Here is a 19,995-nt window from a genome sequence, read left to right on the forward strand (position 1 = left end):
CTTGAACGTAACTAAGACAACTGGAATCCATTCCATCTTTTTGCGTATTTGCCGAATGCTGATCAGGGAGGAGAGAGCGCCAGCGATTGCTGCACGACCTGAGGCATTTTACCCAAAAGCAATTTCCATACATTGAGACAAAATGTCCCAGTTGAAATCCATGCAAGATGAAAATTCGCCGATCTGGATGCCGCGCTTGGCTGTGCATGGCGGGCCGCGTTTTTTACAGATCGCGGATGCGTTGCAGGCGGCGGTAGAAGGCGGTTCGCTGAAACCGGGAGACCGCCTGCCTCCGCAGCGCCAATTGGCAGCACAGCTGGACGTCGACCTGACGACGATCACGCGCGCATACGACGAAGCCAGGCGCCGCCACTTGTTGGAGGGCCGCGGCGCTCGAGGCACCTATGTCGCGGCGCCGAAAGTCGAGTTGGACTCCATCCTCGACCTGAGCATGAATACCCCGCCACCGCCGGATGGCGTGGACTTTGACGACATGTTGAAACAGGGTTTGTCGCAAGTATTGATGAGGGCAGATAGTGAATTGCTGATGACTTACCACTTGGCCGGGGGAAGCAACTCCGACCGCAAGGCTGGAGCCAAATGGCTCGAACCGATGTTTGGACATCCGGATGCACGACAGCTAGTTGTCTGCCCGGGGGCGCAAGCGGCGATCGCCGCATTGATCCTTGCGCTGACGGAGCCTGGCGACGTTATCCTGGCAGAGCCAATGAGTTATCCCGGCTTGCGTGCCGCCGCGGCCCAATTCGGCCGGCGCATCGTTGCGGTGGAAGCGGACAAGCACGGGATGGTGCCTGAGATGCTTGAGGAGGCGTGCCGCCAGCACAGCCCTGGTCTGGTCTACCTCAACCCGACTTTACAGAACCCGACCGCCGTCACGATTCCGGAACGTCGGCGCAAGGAGCTCGCCAGCATTGCGAAGCGCTGCAATGTGCGCATCGTCGAGGACGATCCCTACTGGCTCCTTGCCGATAGCCCGCCACCGCCTATTGCCACATTTGCACCGGAGCAGGTGTACTACATCTCAACCCTGTCGAAATGCCTGACGCCCGGCTTGCGTGTCGCCTTCGTGCTAATACGCGACCCGCACGAACGCGAACGTTTCCTGGTCGCGCTTAGATCATTTGCGCTGATGGTCGCTCCTCTGACGGCGGCACTGGCCACTCAGTGGATACTTTCCGGTTCGGCAGACGGATTGCTGGAAGGTGTGCGCAAGGAGGCGCGCCTGCGCCACTTGATGGCTCGGGATCTCCTGGCCGGGCGGTACAGTGGCGCAGGGGATGGCCTGCATGTATGGTTCGAGTTGCCGGCGTATTGGAGCCCCTCGCAGCTTGTGCGTGCAGCCGAGATCGAGGGCGTTGCAGTCACGCCGGCAGAGGCATTTGCAAACGGCAGCGGATCGGTGAACGCACTTCGGATCTCTTTGGGTAGCATCAAGGATCGCGGGCGCTTGCAGGCGGGTCTTCAAAAGCTGTCGCACCTGCTTGCGCGGCGGCCCGAAGTCTTACGCGCCGGCTGACAGCCGCCGCGTTGCCGCACTGCGGCGTTCTTCGTTCTTCAGGGTCTCGCGCATGGTCTGCTTGACGAAATCCAGATGGTGGTGGGCAGCGTGTTCCGCCATATCCATCCTTCGCTCCCGTACCGCTTCCCAGATTGCGCGGTGCTGCACCTGAAGCTGCGCCCACAGTTCCGGGCGAGCCGTCAGGTATTCCAGGTTGCTCTGCACGTGTCCTTCCATCACCTTGTGCAGGCTGGAGCTCAAATGCCCGATCAGCACATTGTGCGAGGCCTCTGCAATCGCCTGGTGGAATTCCACGTCGGTCTTGATGCATTGCTCGAGGTCCTGCGTCGCCAACGCTCGCTCCAGTGCCTCATGACATGCGCGGATGCGTTCGAAATCCTCTTCCGTTCCGCGCTCCGCCGCCAGTTGCGCGGCCTGGCCTTCCAGCATATAGCGGAATTCGAGCATGTCGCCGTGGATATCCGGATGGTCTTTCAGCATCTGCTGCCACGGGTCGGTGAATGCCGCCTGCATCGAGTCGGTCACGAAAGTTCCGCCGCCGTGGCGCGTGATCAGCAGCCCCTTGGCCACCAGCGATTGCAGGGCGCCGCGCAGGGAGGGACGCGACACGCCCAGCTCCACTGCCAGTTCGCGCTCGGACGGCAGGCGGTCGCCAGGCTTCAGCGAACCTTCGAGGATACGGGTTTCCAGTTCAGTGGCGACGACATCGGACAGGCGTGGGGCGGATGGCATGGCGGCTCGCAGCTTAATGGTCAGACGGCCGGATGCTACCACAATTGACCTTTTGTCGCGCCGTGCTCTATATTGCAATGCATGATTGATTTCCTGATACTCCTGTCCGCAGCTGCGGCGACGCCTGACAGTATTGGCTACCCCAGCGCCGCAGCAGCATTGGAGACCCTGAAAGCACGCAGCGACGTGGCGATCACGGAGGAGGGCGGCTGGACTGTCGCAGACGATAAAGCGAGCCATACGTTGTGGTCCTTCACCCGGGCCGGGCATCCTGCCCATCCTGCGGCAGTCCGGCGCACGGTGGTTGTGGAAAACGGCCAGGCATCGATCAGGATGAATGCACTATGCCAGGCAAAGCGCGAAGCCTGTGACAGCATGCTGGAGGAATTCCGCCGCATGAACGCGGCGCTTCAGCAGTCCCTGGCGCCACCGAAGGCCGTGAGTGCAACGCCAGCGTGGCAACCGACCGCCTCCCAGAAAACCCGCGTCGAGGCGCTGAGCAAGGCTTACTTTACCGAGAAGGATGCGGCGCGCTATGCCGAGGCATGGGCGCGCCTTGGCGCCGGCTTGCGGCAGCAGTGGACGTTTGAGGAATGGCGCGATGCCATGGCGGCGAGCGCTGCACGGGCAGGCAGCGTGCAACAGCGTGACCTGAAGAAAGTGACGATCTATCGCAGCTCGCAAAACGGTGCGCCGGGCACCTATGCAGCGGTGGACTTCACGGGCCGTTTCACCAATGCCGAGACCTACTGCGGCTACCTGGTCTGGAGCGAGCAGGCGGACGGCAGTTTCCTCCTGATGCGGGAGGAAGAGAACTATATTTACAACGAAACCGCGGCGCGGCTGACGGCCGAACAACGCTTGAAAATGAAGGGAGTGTTTCGCTGCGCGGAGTAATAGCGGCCCATTACCTGGCCGCTTGCGCACGCAGGGCTTCCAGCGTGCGCGGGAGGCTGCGCTTGCTCATCATCTCGACGATCCAGCCGAAGCCGTATGGCACCGGTCCCGGGTCGGCATAGACATGATATTCAACCAGCGTCTTGCCGCTTTCGCCGGGGATCGGCGTGAATAGCCAGTAGCCGGCGGTGTCGGCAATGGTGTCTGCGGGCGCAAGGCCGGTTGGCACCAGCTGCCATGCGAGTTTGCATTGGGTGGCGTCGGGCTGCTGTTGCTGCTCCAGTCGCAGGCGGTACTTCTTTTGCTGTCCCAGTGGCAGGTCGAGTGTCATGTCGACCAGGACGTAGCCGTCTCCTTCGCCAACCGGCAGCGCGCTCTTTGTATTGGGCATGTAAGAGGAATAGGCGGCGTAGTCCTGAACCATCGCGCACAGGCGCGGGACGGGAGCTGCGACCAGCGTCCAGGCAGTGAAGGCTTTGCCGGGCAGGCCGGGACTTGGAGCCTCAGCCACATGGACAGTATTGCCCGACAGGGCGGACACCGCAGGTGCCAGAGGCTCTACGCCTGTTGCCGCCATCGTGGGCAGGGCGACAGCCAGGGCCAGCCAAGGCGCGCGATGCAGGCGCTTTGCGACGGGGCGGACGGCGGGGTTCATCGCTTGAGCGCCATCGTGATGACGGTACCGGTCAGGTCGATGCCCCTGATCGAGATGCTGCCGAAGCTCGGCCCACTGCCCGCGGCGCCATGCACGCGGATGTTATTGAAACTGATTTCTCCGATTGTGGTCGGAAGGTTCAGCGACAAGGAGCCGTCGGGATTGACAGTGGTCGCCGCGCGGTTCGGCGCGTACACCACGTTATTCACGCTGACATCGGAGTCAATCATGCCAAGCACCGGATTGACCAGCTTGGCCAGGTCTCCGCTCACTTCCACGCCGTTACGTTTCAACTGATCGCGAACCTGGCGCACCAGGTCTTCATCAAGACCTTGGGCGGTCACGGCGTCGAGTTCATTTTCCGCCAGAGCCGCAAACGAACCCTCGCGGGGCACGATTGCAGCCGGGGCGCTGATGGTGACGGGGGCGGTAGCCAGCGTTTCGGCGGCATACGCCTCCAGTGGAGCGAAAATCGCCCCGATCAGCGCCGCCGCCATGCGCACGCGGCGCTGCTTGCGCAGGATGTCCTGCACATGCTGGTGCGTGACCAGCTCCCACTCGGCGAAAATTTCGCCGAGCCGCTGGCCGGTTTGCCGCTGATGTTCGATCGCGCTTTGAAGCTGCTCTTCGGTGACCAGCTTGTGCTTGACCAGCAATTGGCCAAACAGTTGCGCAGGATGCTCCGGTTTATACCATGCCATGTTTTTCTCCGTGATTGGCCAGGTCGGAGGGCGTCATGCCGAACCAGCGCTTGCACGCCCTGTAGAACGCACTCGGTTCGGAAAAGCCCAGTTGGAAGCTGAGCATCTTCAGCGACAGTTCGCCAGCTTCAAGCGATTGCCGCGCCAGCGCGCGCCGGGTGTCGTCGACCACATTGGAAAAGCTGGTGCCTTCCTCGGCCAGGCGCCGTTGCAAGGTACGCTCGCTCATGGCCAGCAAGCCGGCCACGGCGTCGCGATGCGGCGGCCCTTTCGGCAGCAGCGAGGCGAGGATCTCTTGCACACGGGCTGTGAATGCAGGCGGCTGCGCTTCGGCCAGTTGGGCCAGGATAGGCTTGGGGCCGGGCAGCGGCATGCCGCCGTTGGGCAGCGCCGCCACCATGTCCGCGTCGGAAAACTCCATCACATTGTGAGGCCGGTTGAAATACACCGGGCAGCCGAAGGTATTTTCGAAGAATGCCGAATTGGCCGGTTCCGGGAAGGCGTATTCCACCTTCACCGGCACGGCGTCGTCGCGGCCGGAGGCACAGCGCAGGGTGCGCAGCAGCACGCACCAGACGAAGTCGTAGCGCTGGCGCGGCACCACGCGCTGCAGGCCGGGCAGCAGGATACCGACGCGCGTATGGCCGTGACAGCGCTCGATCGTGCTTTGCACGGTCGGCGACAACAGCATGATGTGCCCCATCACGCCCAGCCAGCCCAGGCGATGCGGGGTAGAGACCTTCAGGCCGATCAGCGGATCGCCCGAATGTTCAACCACCAGCTCCCACAGGTGGCTGAGTTTGTCCGACAGCGTCAGCGCGTCGCAGGCCAGGCCGTCGCCTTCATTCAGGCCGGCTTGCTCGAACAGCGCTTCCGCTTCAACGCCGGAATGGGAAAGGCGCGATTTCACACCGCGCACCAGGTGAAGAGCCGAGGAATAGCTCATGGCCTGTTCTCCCGGTCAGGGCGACACCGCACTACGAAGGCGCATGCCGATGCGCTGCTGCAGTTCCTGCAGCTTTGGATCCATCACGGCACGCGTATCGGCGGCAACCCCTTCGCCCAGCTTCTTCTGCAGCTCGGGCACCATGCCTTCGAACTTTTTCTTCACCGGCGATTCGAGAATGGTGATGATCTGGCGCAGTTCCTCCTCCGTGAAGCGTTCGGCCAGCATCGGGGCCACCGTGGTGCCGACCAGTTTCTGCGCGCTGGCCTGCGCCAGCGGCTTGTTCTCGTCCATGAACTGGCGGGCGTCGGCCACGATCTCCTTCAGCGCGGCATCGCGCTTTTCCGGTGATACGCGGCCCTGCAGCACGGCCCGGGCCTGCTGCACCGCATCGCCTACCGGCGCCTGCAGCATCGACTCCCCGATGGTTTCCGGGTGCCAGAGCTGCAGCACGCGGTTGACCAGTTCCTGTTTCGCGGCCGGTACCGGCGCCGCGTGCACCGTGCCCCCGATGGCCAGGGCGGCGATCATTGTCGCGAGTTTTTTCATCTCAAACGCTCCTAGAAATGTTCAACAAGACTGAATCCGGCGTACCGGACCTTGATATCGCCAGCCACGTCCTGGCCGGCATATGGGTTGTAAATGATGTTGAGGAATTTGCTGCTGTTCATGTTGTCCGACGATTCGGCCGGCGCATTGAACTTGCCCGTCATGTAGGAAGCGGCCAGGTTCAGCTCATACTTCTTGCTGAGACGCCAGTTCAGGCCCACGCTATACAGCTTGGTATCCGGCAGCGGCGCGATCAGGTCGATCTTGTTGGCCGGGACCGAAGTCTTGCGCGGTTCGTAGCCCAGGCGCAGCGCCACGCCTTCGAACGGGAACAACTGCAGGCCGTAGCCCATATTCAGCACGCTCTTGTAGCCGCGCGGGATCTTCAGCTTGGTCGAATCCGGAACGCCGTACAGGCGCGCCACTTCCAGCAGCTTGATGCTCTGGTCGAATTCGAACACCAGCTGGTTCCAGTCGCTCCAGCGCGCGTAGCTGGCGTCCACGTTCAGCTGCACGTAGCGCACCGGCTTGAATTTGACGCCGACCTGCACGTGCGCAGGGAAGGGGATGCTGGCCGACATGTAGCCGTGCTGGACCTCCGGGATCGACTGCGGCAGGCCGAGGATGGCGCCTGCCACGGGGCCGAACAGGCTGGAATTGAGACCTTTGACGAAATTGCGCAGCATCGGCTCGGTCTCGAAGGTGTAATGCCCGGTATAGCGGGTCTTCGAGCCGCCCTGGTAGACCGCGCCCAGCGCGAACCACGGCTGCGGTTCCCACAGCACGCCCAGGTTCAGCGTCGGGTCGACCGGCGAAGTCATTTCCAGCCGCATCGCCGCAGCTTTCTTGAACGGGTTGACCATGCCGGCCTTGCCGCCGCCGCACAGGCCGAAGCCGAAGGTGTCGATGATGTTGCCGCCTTCTTCCGGGCACCAGCCTTCCTGCAGCTTGCCGAAGATGCCCAGCAACTGGTTGGGGAAGCGCATATGCGTATCGACTACGAAGGCCGAGTGCGCGATCGGCACGGCGGCGCCGAATCGCAGCGTGTCCGAATACTTGTAGCCGACGGCTGGCGAGGCCCACACCAGCCTTTGCAACTGGATCTGGCGCCCGTCGAAGCGGCCCGGGTCTTCCGGATCCTTGGTGCGGTCAAGGCTGATCGCCTGCGCCATGTAGGAATTGGTGGCGAAAGTCCACGGCGAGCCCGGATTATTCCATGCGAAGCCGAAGGTCGGCACCACCACCCCGGGCAAGCGCCAGCCCGGCATGCCGTAAGTCGGCACATACATCGCTTGCCGCATCGGCCCGGTGTGGGTGCCGCTGAGCGGATCGTCCCTCCAGCCGCCGATATCGAAGCCGGCCGGCGCCGAGAAGCCGGCGCGGGCGCGGATCGAGGCGCCGAACGCCGTGTGCTGCATGCTGTCGCCCTGCAGGCGCGCCAGTCCTGCAGGGTTGAAGTGCACCGAGTCGATGCCGGGCGGGTCTGCCGTCACGGCGTTCCCGAGCGACATGGCCACCACGCTGGTGGTCAGGTTTTCCACCAGCGCGGCATGCGCGGGCAGAACGTGGGCAAGCGCGGCGGCACATGCCGCCAGGCGGAGCGGGGCTCGCATTGCTGCCTCGTCAGAATGCCAGCGGCAGGTTCAGGCCCACCGAGAAGTTAGGCGAGTCGCTGGTCAGGCCGATGCCAACCGACATATTGACGGTGTTCTTCGGCGACATGCGGTAGCCCATGCCGAAGTTCAGGATGGCCGAGGTTTGCGTATTGGTGCGCACGTTCAGGCCGTCGGCAAAACGCAACTTCGCGCCCTGCGAGATCGCGCCCTGGAAGGACATCGTTGTAGAAATGCCATACGACAGGGCATAGGCGAAGCCCATGCCGAAGCCGAACTGTGTGCCCGGCGCCACACGCGTCAGCACGCGAGTGCCGTTGGCCTGGTGCAGGCCGGTAGCCTGGCTGCTGGCGGTCAGCGACAGGGAGCCGAACAGCGCCACCGGATCGACGATGCGGTTGACGTTCATGCCCAGCGACAGCGAAGCGACACCGCTGCCAGTTGCTTCGCCGCTGCCCGCGATGATCTTGAACGGGCTGCGCCCGGTGGGCAGGCGCAGGTTGCTGGTGGCGGTGAAGTTGGCACGGTCGCGCCGTGCTTCCCACGGCTGGTAGCGGGCGCCGATGGCGATGTCGCCCAGCGAGAACGAGGTGTTGTTGCCGTTGCGCGACTCGGCGAACTTGCCGATCACGGGCAAGGTCACGTTGGCGGTCAGGTTGTCCCACACGCCGTAGTCGACCGACAAGGTGTTGGTGACCACGTGCGCCGATACGTTCTCGATTTCGAACAGGGTCAGGCCGTCGGCCGCGATGTCGGTGACGATTTTTTCCTGGCCGATGTAGGTGTAGTTCAGGTCATAGGTGTATTGCGATTTGCCTTTGCGGATCAGGGAATACTGCTTATCGACTGCGGTCAGGGTTTCCTTCAGCAGGGCGCTCTGGTCGCCTTCGCCTTCCTTCTTCGCCAGCGCGTCGCGTGCGGCGGCGGTGGTGTTGGCTGCCGTGCTTTCCTGCGCGCTGGCGGTCGAATGCACCAGCAGGGCGGTGGCAAGCATGAATGGCAGGTACTGATATTTCATTCGCGTTTCCTTATTGACGGTGCATCCAGGTGCGGGCCGGGCCGGAGTTGACGGCACGTTCCAGCAGTTGCGTGGTGTTGTTGAAGGGATCGAGCTGGCCATGGTTGGTGACGCGGTCCATGTCGACCACGCCCAGTTCCTGGTCATTCAGCGCCAGTTGTGCCGGCGCTTTCTGTCCGGCCGGCGCGGACAGGATGAATAGGGTGTTCTTGTCCCACAGCGTGGCGAATTCCTCTACCGAGAAGGCCAGGTTGCCGGCGGAGGGATCGGCGATGAAGACCACGCCATTGCGAATGCCGCGCAAGACCACGAAGTGCTTGGCGCCGGCATAGTCGATCGGCACGATGGCCGGTTCTTCCAGCGTCAGCAGGTCTTTTACTTCGGCCTTGTAGCCGGCGGCGGGCACGTTGAGCGAAGCGGCGTAGCGCTTCATGTCCAGCAGCGAAAAGCCGCGGCGCTCGATGATCTTTTCCTTCTCGCCCTTTTCCAGCATGCCTTCCATGGCTTGCTGCTCGGTGACGTCGAGGCCGAGGTGGAACTTGAGGATGGTGACCAGGGCCGCCGAACCGCAGCTGTAGTCATAGGCCTGGCGCACGATGTGGCGGTACTTGAGTTCGGAGAACGGCTCCATGCTCACGGCCTGCGAATAGCTGCCGCCGCCCAGCATGGTTTGCGGCATCTCGTACTGGCCTTTGGGACGCTCCTGCACCTCGTGGCGGGAGAGGGCGGCGGAACCGCCAATCAGGGCTGCCAGGACCCCCATCAACAGCATCAGCATGGCAGCTCCCGATCGTTGGGGTAAGCGCTGCCCTTGCGCGTCGCGCGCGCGTCGAATCCTGCTCCCATGGCGTCTCCAATGTAATCTGGACGAACGTTCGTCCTTGCTCTTTTGTTATTTATTTACGCACGTTTCGTGGCTTGCACGATGCATAAAAATTAGATGCACACCTCTACTTCGCACCCGAAAACTTATGCTAAAGCGAGCAACATGCGCACAACAGCGCTCTTCCTCTGTGTGGCTCCCCAGGACAATTGTTTGGCCTGTGCGGTCAGTGTGAAACGCTAGACCCTGTGCGGCGGCGCCACCTATCATAAATTTAATTAATATTCGAACAATATTAAGACGGCGCTTCGCCAACCCGGGCTTACCAGGCCAGGGGCCGGCAAGGAGGCGCAACAGGTGCAGCAAGCAAACCAAATTATTCTTATTCGAACGGAGATCAACGATATGAAACGCATTACCACCGCTGTAGCAATCGCCCTGTCCACCCTGGCCCTGTCCGCATCCGCAATGACCCCGATCAAAGACGCAGAACTGAGCGCAGTTACCGGCCAGGACGGCGTGTCGATCGGCGCCAACCTGAACGTCAAAGTCGAATCCTTCGTCTACACCGACACCGACGCTCTGGATGCCAACGGCCTGGGCGGCGGTTCGGTGAGCTTCAACGGCATCAAGGTCAATGGCCTGATCGCTGCAACCATCGACATCCTGTCGCGCAACTCCTTCCTGCAGGCTGCCGGCGCTGCCGGCGTGACCAACCCAGGCACCTTCTACAACCCAGCAACCGGCGGCGACGTGGTGCAGATCGCCATCCCAGCCGACGTGCAAGTGGCAGCAGGCAAACTGCTGAACATCTCCGTTGACGCAATCAAGATGGGCGGCAGCAATGCTTCCTACGGTTCGATGGCCATGAACCAGCTCGACCTGCGCGGCACCCAAGTGTGGATCTGGGCACACTGATCGCAATAGCGGCCGTGGGAGCGGCCGCTTTGCGAAGTTCCTGATGATGGAATCCCGTCTCTTTGCGGCCGCCCTCGCGGCCGCCTTTTTCTGCGCACCGGCTTCTGCGCAACTGCGGCCCATGAGCGACGACGACCTGTCGCGCGCGCGCGGGCAGGGCTTGCTGGCAGTGAGCAACAGCACGCTTGGCGGCTTCGATTTCACGCGCATCGCGCTGGACGCGGACGTGGAAATGAATGCGAGCTTGCGTAACATTCGCCTTGGCGATTACCGCTTTCCTTCGCGTGAGGGGACGGGCGCCGATATCGACATGCCGGCCCTGCAGTTCGGGCAGAACGGCAGCAAGGTTTCGATCACCAATCCGTATTTCGAAGTCGTGTACCGCAACACGGGCGATGCCAATGCGCCACGCGAAGTAGTGGGCATGCGCATGGGCTTCGACAGCATAAAGGGCGACGTGGGCCTGAAGGTGAACGGCCTTTCCGGTTCGCTGCTGGTCAGCGGCGTGGACGCGAACGGCCAGCCGGCTACAATCGATTCGCATACCGATGCCGGCGGCGGCAAGCGCTGGGATGGCGCCAGCTCCCTGGCCGGCGTGCGCGCAGGCGACGCTTCGGGGCCGAGCCGCGATTTCTGGATTTCCGTGCTGAAGTCGGGCGTGCAGTTCCAGGCGCCGAGCGGCACCACGCAGATGCCTGATGCCGCGCAGTCGGGCGTCTGGCTCAATTGGCGCGACAAGCTGGTGTCGCTCACCAACCTGCCCGCGGCGCAAGTCCCGGCGCCCGTGGCCCCAGCAGTGACGCTGGCTGCGCCAACCGTGTCGGCGGGGCGCTGATGCAGCGTGCACGCCGCTCCTTGCTGGCTGCAGCCCCCGCGGCCGCTGCCAGGGCCGCGCTTGTATGCTGGGCGCTGGTGCCTGCGCTGGTGCTGGCTGACGGCCTGCGCCCGCTGAACGACAGCGCGCTGTCGGACGTGCGGGGACGCGATGGCGTCAGCTTCGACCTGAACGGCTTTTCCATGAACGGCGACATGCGCGTGACCTATACGCGTCCGGACGGCGCCAGCATCTGGGCCGGCAACCCCAGCGCAGCGCGCAGCGACAGTGCGACGCCGTTCTCCGATCCCTACCGCTTCGACATCGTGCGCAGCACCAATGGCCTGGCCGACGTCGCGCAATTCTCCTTGCCGCAAAATGCCGGCGGCGAACAGAAATGGCAGCTTGCCTTCGACTTTGGCGTGAATGCCGACGGCATCGACCGCGATGGCGGTTCCATCGTGGTAAGCGACCTGGCCTTGTATGGCGGCGGCTGGCAATTCTCCACGCCACGCACGCAGGACGGCCTTGCCCTTGGCGTAGCGATGCGCATGGACATCGGACAGTGGGCGTTGCGCCCGAACGGCCGCGCCAATACGGTGGGCCAGATGGCGCTGGATAACATCCGCATCGGCGCCACCGACGAAAACGGCAACTTCACCGGCCAGCCCTGGATGATTGCCGACGTTGCGCGCCAGCCCGCGCTGGTCAATGCGCTGGCCGACGAGAACGGCCCGCGCCTGCACATCGGCATCGGCGCGCCGGACGCGCAGTACGGCACCGGCCAGGCAGCCAGCGGGGGCATTCAAATCGGCAAGATCAGCTTCACCTCGCCCAGCGGCAACGTGAACCTGGGTTCTTCCCGCATCGGCAATATCCAGATCAACTACCTCGATATCAAATTCCGCCAATGACGAGACTTGCCACGCTATTGCTGCTGGTTCCGGCCTTGCTGCAGGCCGCCCCCTCCCGGCCGCTCGACGACAGCGAACTTTCCGACGTCAGCGCCCGCGACGGCATCAGCTTTGCCGCCCATGTGGTGGTGAACGATCCGACCCTGGTGGGCGCCGTGACCGACAGCCGCCTGTCGCTGGGCTTCCACGATGGCGGCCAGCCGCGCTACATCGTGCTGCGCAATGTGCGCGGCACGGTCGACATGTTTGCCATCGGCCTGAACGTACAAGCCCGCCCCGACGGCAGCGGCGATTACATCGCCATCACGCTGCCGTCGCAAATGCGCTACACAAACTTCGGCTTCGAATCAATGAGCGTGCAGAACGACCCCAACGCCGCCGTCACCGGCAACCTTGGCAGCGTCAATATCAACGGCAACTTGCAGATGCAGGGCGAGTTCCGCATGTGGGCGCATTAATCGCGGCGCTCGGTCGCGAACAGCAGCAGCGCCAGCAAGGGAAACAGCAGCCCCGCCACCAGCACGCCGTTCCAGCCGTAGCGGGCCCAGGTCCAGCCGCCAAGCCACGAGCCGAAGGCTCCGCCGGCGAAGAATATCGAGATATACAGGCCATTCAGGCGGCTGCGCATTTCCGCGCCCAGTGCGAAGATGGCGCGCTGGCCGACGACCAGGTTGCCCGAAGCGCCCATGTCCAGCACGATCCCGCACAATACCAGCAGCACCAGCGTGAACTCTCGGCCGCCATGCAGCAGGAGCGGCGCGCCAAAAGCTGCCGCAGCGGCCAGCAGCGCCATCAGGGTGGTCGAGCGGCTCTTGCCCTGGTCGGCGCGCCGGCCGGCGATCGGCGAGGCGATCGCACCTGCCACGCCAAGCAGCGCAAAGATTGCGATGCCGGTTTGCGAAAGGTTGAAGGCGGGGCTGGCCAGCACCAGCGGCACCGTGGTCCAGAACAGGCTGAAGGCGGCGAACATGCAGGCCTGGTAGGCCGCGCGCCGGCGCAGCACAGGCGTGGTGCGCAGCAGCGTCCACATGGAGGCTAGCAATCCGCCGTAGCGGTAGCCGCCCTCCGGCCGGCGCTGCGGCAAGCGTAGTTGCAGCACCACGGCCAGCACCGCGATGGCAGCAGTGGAGATGAAGAAGATTGCATGCCAACCCAGCGCGTCGGTCACCAGGCTTGATACCGGCCGCGCCAGCATGATCCCCAGCAGCAGCCCGCTCATTACCGTGCCCACCGTCTGGCCACGATGTTCCGGCGCCGACAGGTGGGCGGCAAACGGCACCAGAACCTGCGCTGCCGCCGAACATAGCCCGATGAAGAAGGCCGCCGCGAGGAAGGTCGCGGCATTGCCCGCCATCGCTGCGCCGAGCAGCGCCAGCGAGGTTGCGCCCAGCAGCGTCACGGTCAGGCGGCGGTTTTCCAGCAGGTCGCCCAGGGGCACGATGAAAGCCAGGCCCAGGCAGTAGCCGATCTGCGTCAGCGTGACGATCAGGCCCGCCGCGCCGGGTTCGATCCCGGTGGCGCGGCTGATCGGGCCCACCAGCGGCTGGGCGTAATACAGGTTGGCGACTATCAGTCCGCTGGCGACAGCCAGCAGCAGGATCATGGCTGGGGTGATGTGGTGCTCTTGTTTCATGGCGCAGGAGGATAGCACCGAAACAAAAAGCCTGCTGGTGGGTTAATATTTCCAAATGAAAGCCATTTCCGCCATCGTGTTCTCCCTGCTGACCGCTGCTTCGGCGCGCGCCGAAAAAGTGGTCATGCTGGTCGATACCGGCACTGAAATGCCGATGGCGGATATCCGCGGCGGCGAAGTCGTTGGCGGCATCCACAAGGATCTGGCAGAAGCGCTGGCGCAAAAAATGGGCCGCACGGCGGTGACGCTGGCGATGCCGCGCAAGCGCATCTCGATGGCGCTCGAATCGGGGCAGGGCGACGTTCTGTGCATGTACCTGCCCGAATGGCTGCAGGGGCGCTTCGGCTGGACGCAAGCCTTCATGCCGCAGACTGAAACAGTCATTACCTCGCGGACTGTGGCGCAGCCGCAAAGCCTGCTTGAACTGTGGGGCCAGCCGATCGGCACGGTGCTTGGTTTCCAGTATCCCGAAATGGAAAAGGCGATGGGGACCGGCTTCGTGCGCGCCGACGCGCACTCCAACCTGGCCAACCTGCGCAAGCTGGCAGCCGGCCGCCTGCGCCACGTCGCCACCATCAAATCGTTCTACGATTACCAGCTGCACAGGGGCGAGAAGGTCAACGTCCATGAACCGCTGGCAGTGCGCAGCTACTATACGCGCTGCGCCGTGTCGGAAAAGGGCCGCGTGGCCCTGGCCGAGGTCGACGCCGCCATCACCCAGCTGGTGCGCGAAGGCGCCATCAACAAAATCCTGTCCAACTACCAATAGCACAATGATCAAGAGACTCGCACTAGCCACCACGCTGGCCTTTGCCACCGCCCATGCCGCAACTCCCCTCAGCAGCGACGCCACGGCAGCCGCGCGCCACGCCCGCCAGGCATATGGAGAAAAGGTGATCGACAGCCTGGCCAATATGGTCAGCTTCAATACCGTGGCCAACGACAAGGTACCGTTCGAGAAGAACCCCCAGCACATCGGCTTCAAGCGCTTCATCAAGGAAGAAGCCAGGCACCTGGGGCTCGACTTCACCGACCATGGCTACATCATGGTGGTCGGCCTGGGCGAAGGCAAGGAGCGGGTTGGCGTAATCACCCACGGCGATGTGCAGCCGGTCGACCCGAGCAAGTGGAAGCAGTCGCCATTCAAGCTTGATCGCACCAGCGAAACAGGCTTGCTGCTGGGACGCGGCACCGAGGATGATAAAGGCCCGATCGCCACCGCCATGTATGCGATGAAGGCGATCAAGGACCGCAAGGTGCCCTTGAAAAAACGCATCGAGCTGTATATCTACATGGCCGAGGAGTCGGACTGGGCGCAGCTGGAAGACTTCCTCAAGACCCATACGCCGCCGCAGACCAACATCACCATCGACGCCGAATATCCAGCGGTGACGGCCGAAAAGGGTTGGGGCGCCGTGCGCGTGACCTTGCCGGACATGGCGCCGGCGCCGGGCAGGGGGGCGCTGGTGACAAGCTTTACCGGCGGTTTCTTCGACAGCCAGATCCCGGAAGATGCGCGCGCCGTGATCGACAATGCCGATGTGGCGCTGGAGACAGCGATCCGCACCCGCGCCGCGCAGCAGAAAGGCATGCGCTACCAGTACGCGTGGCAGGGAACGCGACTGACCGTCACCGCCAAGGGCCTGGCCGCCCATTCTTCCAAGCCGGAGGACGGCGTGAACGCCATCGCCATGCTGGCCGATGCGCTGGACGTGCAGCACTGGGGCGCCAGCCAGGCCGGCATGATGGTCGATTTCGTCAACGACATGATCGGCACCGGCCTGAAAGGTGAGAAGTTCGGCAAGATTGCCTACAGCGATGACTTCATGGGGCCGATGACGGTAGCTCCGACCACGTTGAAGGCAAGCGACAAGGGGCTGGTCCTGGGCATCAACCTGCGTCGCCCGCGCGGAAAAACAACAGCCCAGCTGACGGCGGAAATCAATGAGGCCTTTGACGCCTGGAAGGCGGAAAACCAGCCGCGCGCGACCCTGGCCGCGCAGATCGGCGAGCCGTGGGTGCAGGACAAGGCGCCGCAGTTGCCAACCCTGATGAAGGTGTTCTCGCACTACACCGGCATCAAGGATCCCCAGCCGATCGCCATTGGCGGCGGCACCAACTCGCGCCTGTTCCCGCGTGCAGTGAGCTTCGGCCCAACCATGCCGGGCAAGGTCTATACCGGCCACTCGGAGCATGAGTTCATAACGGAAAAGCAATTACTTCTCAACCTGGAAATGTACACCGCAGTCCTGGTCGAGCTGGCGAAGTAAATGTCGACATTGTTGGCGAAACGAGTATTGCTTTACGGCAGCAAATGACCTTACCATGGGCAACAAGGCTTTCGCACCGGAAGCCTTCAGCCCATGCCTGGCTGCGCTACAGGCATCCCATGAAAAGATGCCATGTTCCGCAAGCTTGTCTTCCTGACTGCATTGTCATTTTCCCTGTCGGCACACACCATGGATATGAGTATCCCGCCGGCGAATTCCGCCGGGCCCGCGGATGCCATCCAGGTCAACGACGTGCCGCGCCGCGGCACGCTGTACCGCGTGCATCACGAAGGCAAAACCTCTTACCTGTTCGGCACCATCCACGTGGGCAAGCAGGACTTCTTCCCTTTAGAGCCTGAAGTCACCGAAGCGCTGGCCAAGTCCAGTTCGCTGGTGCTCGAACTCGACGTGCGCGCCAGCGGCCCTTATTATCGCGCGCTGGAACGGCATGGCCAGTACCCGGCCGGGCAAACCATTCGCAACCACTTGTCGCCCGCCGCCCTGGCCAGGCTGCAGGCCGCGTTGGACAAGGTCAAGCTGCCGCTGTCCAGCGTCGAGCATTACCGCCCATGGGTGGTGGCGAATATCCTGGTAGGACAGGAAATCGAAAAGGGCGGCTTCAACCGCGGCCTGGGCGTGGAAGGCTATTTGCTGAGCAACGCCACGCGGCAAAAGAAGCCACTGCAGGAACTGGAAACCGCCGATTACCAGCTTAGCCTGTTCGGCTCACTGAGCGATGCGCAGCAGGAAGCCTACCTGCTGGAGAACATTGCCGATATCGACAGCGGGGCAGCGCTGCGCAAATCGGCAGGCCTGGTGGACGCATGGGGCGCGGCCGATGCTTCACGCATCGCGGCGCTGACGCGGGAGTTGACCACGGGCGACACGGTGTCCGCCCGCTTCATGGACCGCACCTTGCTGGGCAAGCGCAATCCGGAAATGGCAGCCAATATTGAAGCGATCATGCGCAAAGGCGATGCCTTCATCGGCATCGGCCTGTTGCACTTGGTGGGCGACAAAGGCGTGCCGGCCTTGCTGCGCCAGCACGGCTACCAGGTCGAAAAGGTCTACTAATATTTCGGGCTGGTGCTCAGCGAGCCGTTCGCATAGCGGACGTTGTCGCCCACGCGATAGCTGGGCATGCTGTCCACATTCACGGTCTCGATGGAGCCGTCGGCCTTTTTCACGGTGACGCGGTAACCGCTGCCGCTGCCGGCCGCTGCTGCGCCAACCGCACCGCCTGCCGACATCGAACCTGCCGGGTCGATCGACTGCACCACGCCATCCCAGTTGCCGGCAAGCGGGCTTCCTTCCGAAGCGCTGGCCGTCGAGGTGCTGGTGTCTTGATCCATGCTGGCGGTTTTCTTGCTGCTGTCATGGGCGCAGCCCGCCAGGGCCAGGCTCACCAGCATGATTACGGAAAGTTTCATACATCCTCCATAAGAAGCCCACGTAAGGTCTGCGCGCCGGGGAAGTGTACGCCGTTCCGTCAACGGCCGACGCACGTCAAGCGGCGGGGCGCTTGCGCAAGCTCCACAAGGCCCACATCAGCGTCGAGGCGATGATGGCAGCCGACATGTCGACCAGCCAGTCATCCACCGAGCCGTGGCGGTAGGGGAAGAAGGATTGAACGAATTCATCGATGGCGCCCATGACGGCGATGCCGAACACCGCCTTCAGCGCGCGCTGCGCCGGCTCGCCCTTGCAGCCGGTGAACAGCATGAAAGCCAGTACCGAATAGCCGAAGCTGTGCAGCACCAGGCCGCTGGCATATTCCGCCGCTTCGGCACGGGCGCCGGGAATCGATCCAACGATGCAGTTAAGTACGAAGAGGGTGATGGCGCCCCAGAAGCGCAAGCGTGCGTGGGCGTCGCTGAGGAACAGCAGGGTCAGGAATTTTTGCATGGGTGGGAAGATACCACGGAAGCGGTTGCGCCGGCACAAGGCCGGCGCACCTTCTGGCGCCACGCATATCGATTGCGTGTGCAGCAGATGTGTCCATTATAGGGATTGGCTGTGACAGCACCATGACATAAATCAATCTTCGTTCAAACTTTGAAGAAAGCCACAGCGTCGAGCAGGATGTCGGCCTGGCCCGCCAGTTCTTCCGCAGTGGCCGCAAGCTGTTCGGCGGCGGCGGCATTGCGCTGGGTGGTTTCGCTGAGCTGGTTGATCGCTTCGCTGATCTGGCTGGCGCCGCTGCTTTGTTCGCGCGAAGCCGCGTTGATCTCTTGCACCAGCTCGGAAGTCTTGCGGATGCCGGGCACGATTTCCTTCAGCAGCTTGCCGGCGAGGTTGGCCACGGCCACGCTGTCCTGCGCCACGCCGCTGATCTCCTGCGCAGCGGCCTGGCTGCGCTCGGCCAGCTTGCGCACTTCCGCCGCCACCACGGCGAAGCCTCGTCCATGTTCGCCCGCGCGGGCGGCCTCGATGGCGGCATTCAGCGCCAGCAGGTTGGTCTGGTAGGCGATATCGTCGATGATTGCGATTTCCCTGGTGATCTGCTGCATCGCCGTCACGGTGCGTGCCACGGCGTCGCCGCCTTCATCCGCGTAGCCGGCCACGCGTGCCGCCATCTCGTCCGTCACGCGCGAGTTCTCATGGTTCTGGAAAATCGACGCGCTCATTTCTTCGATTGAAGCGCTGGTCTGTTCCACGCTGGCTGCCTGCTCGGTGGAACTGGTGCTCAGGGCTTGCGCAGTGGCGCTGGCCTGTGCTGCCGCATTGGCCAGCGTATCAGCCGACTGGCGCACGCTGGTCACGGTGGCGTGCAGGCGCTGGGCCATGTCCTGCACCATATAGGCCAGGCTGCGGCGGTCGTCGCGACGCAACTGCATGCGCTGCGTCAGGTCGCCCTGCGCGACTTGCTGCAATACCTGGCATACCTCCGATGGCTCGCCGCCGATCTGGTAAATCAGGTGGTGGCTGATCGCGTAGCCGACCAGGATCGCCAGCGTGGCAATGGCGATGATGCCGCCGGTGAGCAATTGGCGTGTCTTGTTTTGCTCATGCAAACGCTGTTCGATGTGGGCCGACAGCAGGGCGAAGGCGGTATCGTTGGCGCTGAATTGCTGGTCGATGGCGCGCGTGGTGGCGGCGATGTAATCCGGCGCGGCGTAGTCCAGCGTATCGGCCATGACGATGCGGGTGCGCGCCAGTTCCGTCACTTCGGCGGCGGCAGCGGCGGCGGCGGTGACCGGAATGTCCAGCTTCTGCTTCAGCACAGGATTGGCGGCATAAGCCTTGCCCATGGTGCGCTGCATGCCGGCGCTGGAATGGCGCGCCTTGCTGAGCAGGCTGTACATGATGGCGCGGCCTTCGATATCGATCTTGCGGGTGGCCAGGAAGCCGGCGCCGCGGGCACGCATCTGACCCAGGTCTTCGGCCACGCGCGGCAGGTCGAAATACGTGGCGCGCATCAGGTAGTAGGAGTCGGCGTCGGGATCGAGCGAGAGGCCGGACTGGTCGGCCAGCTGTTCGATGAAGAGCAGGATGAATTCGCACAAGGCGGTATGGCGCTGGTAGCTCTCCACCGTGGCCAGGCTGCGCGTGCTGACATCGCGCGCCAGGGCGCTCCACTCGTCGCGGATGCGGGCGAACATTTTGCGGTCCTGGCCATCGCCCTCGGCCAGCATGGACGACATGCCAAGCAGCAGGCGGTTGACTTCGGCCTCCTTGGCGCTGCGTTCACTGGCGAGCTGGCCGGCACCGACGAAGGCTGCCGACAGACCACGGTGCTGCTGGATGCTTTGCAGCAGGTCGAGCGCCTGGGCGCCCGGTTTGAGACCAGTCTGCTCGACGGCGGAAAAGTGGAGGCTGCGGCTGTTTTCCGATAAGAACAAGTAGAACGGTGGCGCGACCAGCAACACGGCAATGATGCCCAGCACTACAAAGCGTTGCCATAGTTTCATCCTATCCAGCAGGGTGGCCACCGCGTTCTCCCAGGATTGGCAGGTCTGATCAGTGTAGCCG

Annotated in this window: 21 protein-coding genes; 9 read left to right on the forward strand and 12 right to left on the reverse strand. The window is 63.2% G+C overall.

Annotated features, from left to right (window positions below; translation table 11 throughout):
• The first annotated feature begins 160 nt into the window (after positions 1-160).
• The gene (locus ACN9M3_RS09175) at positions 161-1,537 is read left to right on the forward strand and encodes a PLP-dependent aminotransferase family protein (protein WP_426323720.1); all 1,377 of its coding nucleotides are present in this window, start codon (positions 161-163) and stop codon (positions 1,535-1,537) included.
• Here the strand turns inward: ACN9M3_RS09175 and ACN9M3_RS09180 are convergent.
• A complete protein-coding gene (locus ACN9M3_RS09180) occupies positions 1,523-2,272 on the reverse strand; it encodes an FCD domain-containing protein (RefSeq protein ID WP_426170085.1) in 750 nt (249 codons plus the stop codon). The two genes, ACN9M3_RS09175 and ACN9M3_RS09180, sit on opposite strands and share 15 nt — an antisense overlap.
• A gap of 81 nt (positions 2,273-2,353) precedes the next feature.
• Between ACN9M3_RS09180 and ACN9M3_RS09185 the strand changes: the two genes are divergently transcribed.
• Positions 2,354-3,169 carry a DUF4019 domain-containing protein gene (locus ACN9M3_RS09185; protein WP_426321965.1) on the forward strand — a complete coding sequence of 272 codons (816 nt, stop codon included), beginning with the start codon at positions 2,354-2,356 and terminating at the stop codon, positions 3,167-3,169.
• A gap of 10 nt (positions 3,170-3,179) precedes the next feature.
• Here the strand turns inward: ACN9M3_RS09185 and ACN9M3_RS09190 are convergent, their stop codons facing one another.
• The 7 genes from ACN9M3_RS09190 to ACN9M3_RS09220 are packed head-to-tail and all read right to left on the reverse strand — an operon-like array spanning position 3,180 to position 9,429.
• Positions 3,180-3,824 carry a hypothetical protein gene (locus ACN9M3_RS09190; protein WP_426321967.1) on the reverse strand — a complete coding sequence of 215 codons (645 nt, stop codon included), beginning with the start codon at positions 3,822-3,824 and terminating at the stop codon, positions 3,180-3,182.
• The gene (locus tag ACN9M3_RS09195; protein WP_426321969.1) at positions 3,821-4,525 is read right to left on the reverse strand and encodes a hypothetical protein; all 705 of its coding nucleotides are present in this window, start codon (positions 4,523-4,525) and stop codon (positions 3,821-3,823) included. The genes ACN9M3_RS09190 and ACN9M3_RS09195 overlap by 4 nt, the downstream gene beginning before the upstream one ends.
• Positions 4,512-5,471, reverse strand: coding sequence for an AraC family transcriptional regulator ligand-binding domain-containing protein (locus ACN9M3_RS09200; RefSeq protein WP_426170094.1), 960 nt, complete (start codon positions 5,469-5,471; stop codon positions 4,512-4,514). Before ACN9M3_RS09200 ends, ACN9M3_RS09195 begins: the two co-directional genes overlap by 14 nt.
• 15 nt (positions 5,472-5,486) lie before the next feature.
• Complete coding sequence (locus tag ACN9M3_RS09205; protein ID WP_426321971.1) at positions 5,487-6,020, reverse strand: DUF2059 domain-containing protein; 534 nt, start codon at positions 6,018-6,020, stop codon at positions 5,487-5,489.
• An 11-nt stretch (positions 6,021-6,031) separates the two neighbouring features.
• Positions 6,032-7,633 (reverse strand): OmpP1/FadL family transporter, encoded by a 1,602-nt coding sequence (locus ACN9M3_RS09210; RefSeq protein WP_426321973.1) that lies wholly within the window; start codon positions 7,631-7,633, stop codon positions 6,032-6,034.
• A 10-nt stretch (positions 7,634-7,643) separates the two neighbouring features.
• The gene (locus ACN9M3_RS09215; RefSeq protein ID WP_426321975.1) at positions 7,644-8,651 is read right to left on the reverse strand and encodes a transporter; all 1,008 of its coding nucleotides are present in this window, start codon (positions 8,649-8,651) and stop codon (positions 7,644-7,646) included.
• Positions 8,652-8,661: 10 nt separating this feature from the next.
• Positions 8,662-9,429 carry a C39 family peptidase gene (locus ACN9M3_RS09220; RefSeq protein WP_426170103.1) on the reverse strand — a complete coding sequence of 256 codons (768 nt, stop codon included), beginning with the start codon at positions 9,427-9,429 and terminating at the stop codon, positions 8,662-8,664.
• 450 nt (positions 9,430-9,879) lie between these two features.
• Here ACN9M3_RS09220 and ACN9M3_RS09225 point away from each other — a divergent pair, with 450 nt between their 5' ends.
• From ACN9M3_RS09225 to ACN9M3_RS09240, 4 genes are read left to right on the forward strand one after another with little or no spacing between them, the layout of a single operon-like run.
• A complete protein-coding gene (locus ACN9M3_RS09225) occupies positions 9,880-10,392 on the forward strand; it encodes a DUF6160 family protein (RefSeq protein WP_090443139.1) in 513 nt (170 codons plus the stop codon).
• 43 nt (positions 10,393-10,435) lie between these two features.
• Complete coding sequence (locus tag ACN9M3_RS09230) at positions 10,436-11,227, forward strand: hypothetical protein (protein WP_426321977.1); 792 nt, start codon at positions 10,436-10,438, stop codon at positions 11,225-11,227.
• Positions 11,227-12,120, forward strand: a complete 894-nt coding sequence (locus ACN9M3_RS09235; RefSeq protein WP_426321979.1) for a hypothetical protein — start codon at positions 11,227-11,229, stop codon at positions 12,118-12,120. Before ACN9M3_RS09230 ends, ACN9M3_RS09235 begins: the two co-directional genes overlap by 1 nt.
• Positions 12,117-12,578, forward strand: a complete 462-nt coding sequence (locus tag ACN9M3_RS09240) for a hypothetical protein (RefSeq protein ID WP_426321981.1) — start codon at positions 12,117-12,119, stop codon at positions 12,576-12,578. Before ACN9M3_RS09235 ends, ACN9M3_RS09240 begins: the two co-directional genes overlap by 4 nt.
• On the opposite strand, the gene ACN9M3_RS09245 is transcribed toward ACN9M3_RS09240, so the two are convergent.
• The gene (locus tag ACN9M3_RS09245) at positions 12,575-13,753 is read right to left on the reverse strand and encodes an MFS transporter (protein ID WP_426321983.1); all 1,179 of its coding nucleotides are present in this window, start codon (positions 13,751-13,753) and stop codon (positions 12,575-12,577) included. The two genes, ACN9M3_RS09240 and ACN9M3_RS09245, sit on opposite strands and share 4 nt — an antisense overlap.
• 55 nt (positions 13,754-13,808) lie before the next feature.
• On the opposite strand from ACN9M3_RS09245, the gene ACN9M3_RS09250 reads away from it, so the two are divergent.
• From ACN9M3_RS09250 to ACN9M3_RS09260, 3 genes are all read left to right on the forward strand, one after another.
• Positions 13,809-14,522, forward strand: a complete 714-nt coding sequence (locus tag ACN9M3_RS09250) for a substrate-binding periplasmic protein (protein WP_426321985.1) — start codon at positions 13,809-13,811, stop codon at positions 14,520-14,522.
• A 4-nt stretch (positions 14,523-14,526) separates the two neighbouring features.
• A complete protein-coding gene (locus tag ACN9M3_RS09255; protein ID WP_426321987.1) occupies positions 14,527-16,023 on the forward strand; it encodes a dipeptidase in 1,497 nt (498 codons plus the stop codon).
• Positions 16,024-16,155: 132 nt separating this feature from the next.
• The gene (locus ACN9M3_RS09260; RefSeq protein WP_426321989.1) at positions 16,156-17,097 is read left to right on the forward strand and encodes a TraB/GumN family protein; all 942 of its coding nucleotides are present in this window, start codon (positions 16,156-16,158) and stop codon (positions 17,095-17,097) included.
• Here the strand turns inward: ACN9M3_RS09260 and ACN9M3_RS09265 are convergent.
• From ACN9M3_RS09265 to ACN9M3_RS09275, 3 genes are all read right to left on the reverse strand, one after another.
• Entirely contained in the window at positions 17,094-17,453 is a 360-nt protein-coding gene (locus tag ACN9M3_RS09265) for a hypothetical protein (RefSeq protein WP_426321991.1), read from the reverse strand. The genes ACN9M3_RS09260 and ACN9M3_RS09265 overlap by 4 nt on opposite strands.
• Positions 17,454-17,529: 76 nt before the next feature.
• Positions 17,530-17,928 carry a VanZ family protein gene (locus ACN9M3_RS09270; protein ID WP_426321993.1) on the reverse strand — a complete coding sequence of 133 codons (399 nt, stop codon included), beginning with the start codon at positions 17,926-17,928 and terminating at the stop codon, positions 17,530-17,532.
• A 143-nt stretch (positions 17,929-18,071) separates the two neighbouring features.
• Positions 18,072-19,934 (reverse strand): methyl-accepting chemotaxis protein, encoded by a 1,863-nt coding sequence (locus ACN9M3_RS09275; RefSeq protein WP_426321995.1) that lies wholly within the window; start codon positions 19,932-19,934, stop codon positions 18,072-18,074.
• Positions 19,935-19,995 lie beyond the last annotated feature (61 nt).

The organism is Pseudoduganella sp. R-43, from assembly GCF_049913255.1.
Taxonomy (GTDB): Bacteria; Pseudomonadota; Gammaproteobacteria; order Burkholderiales; family Burkholderiaceae_D; genus Rugamonas.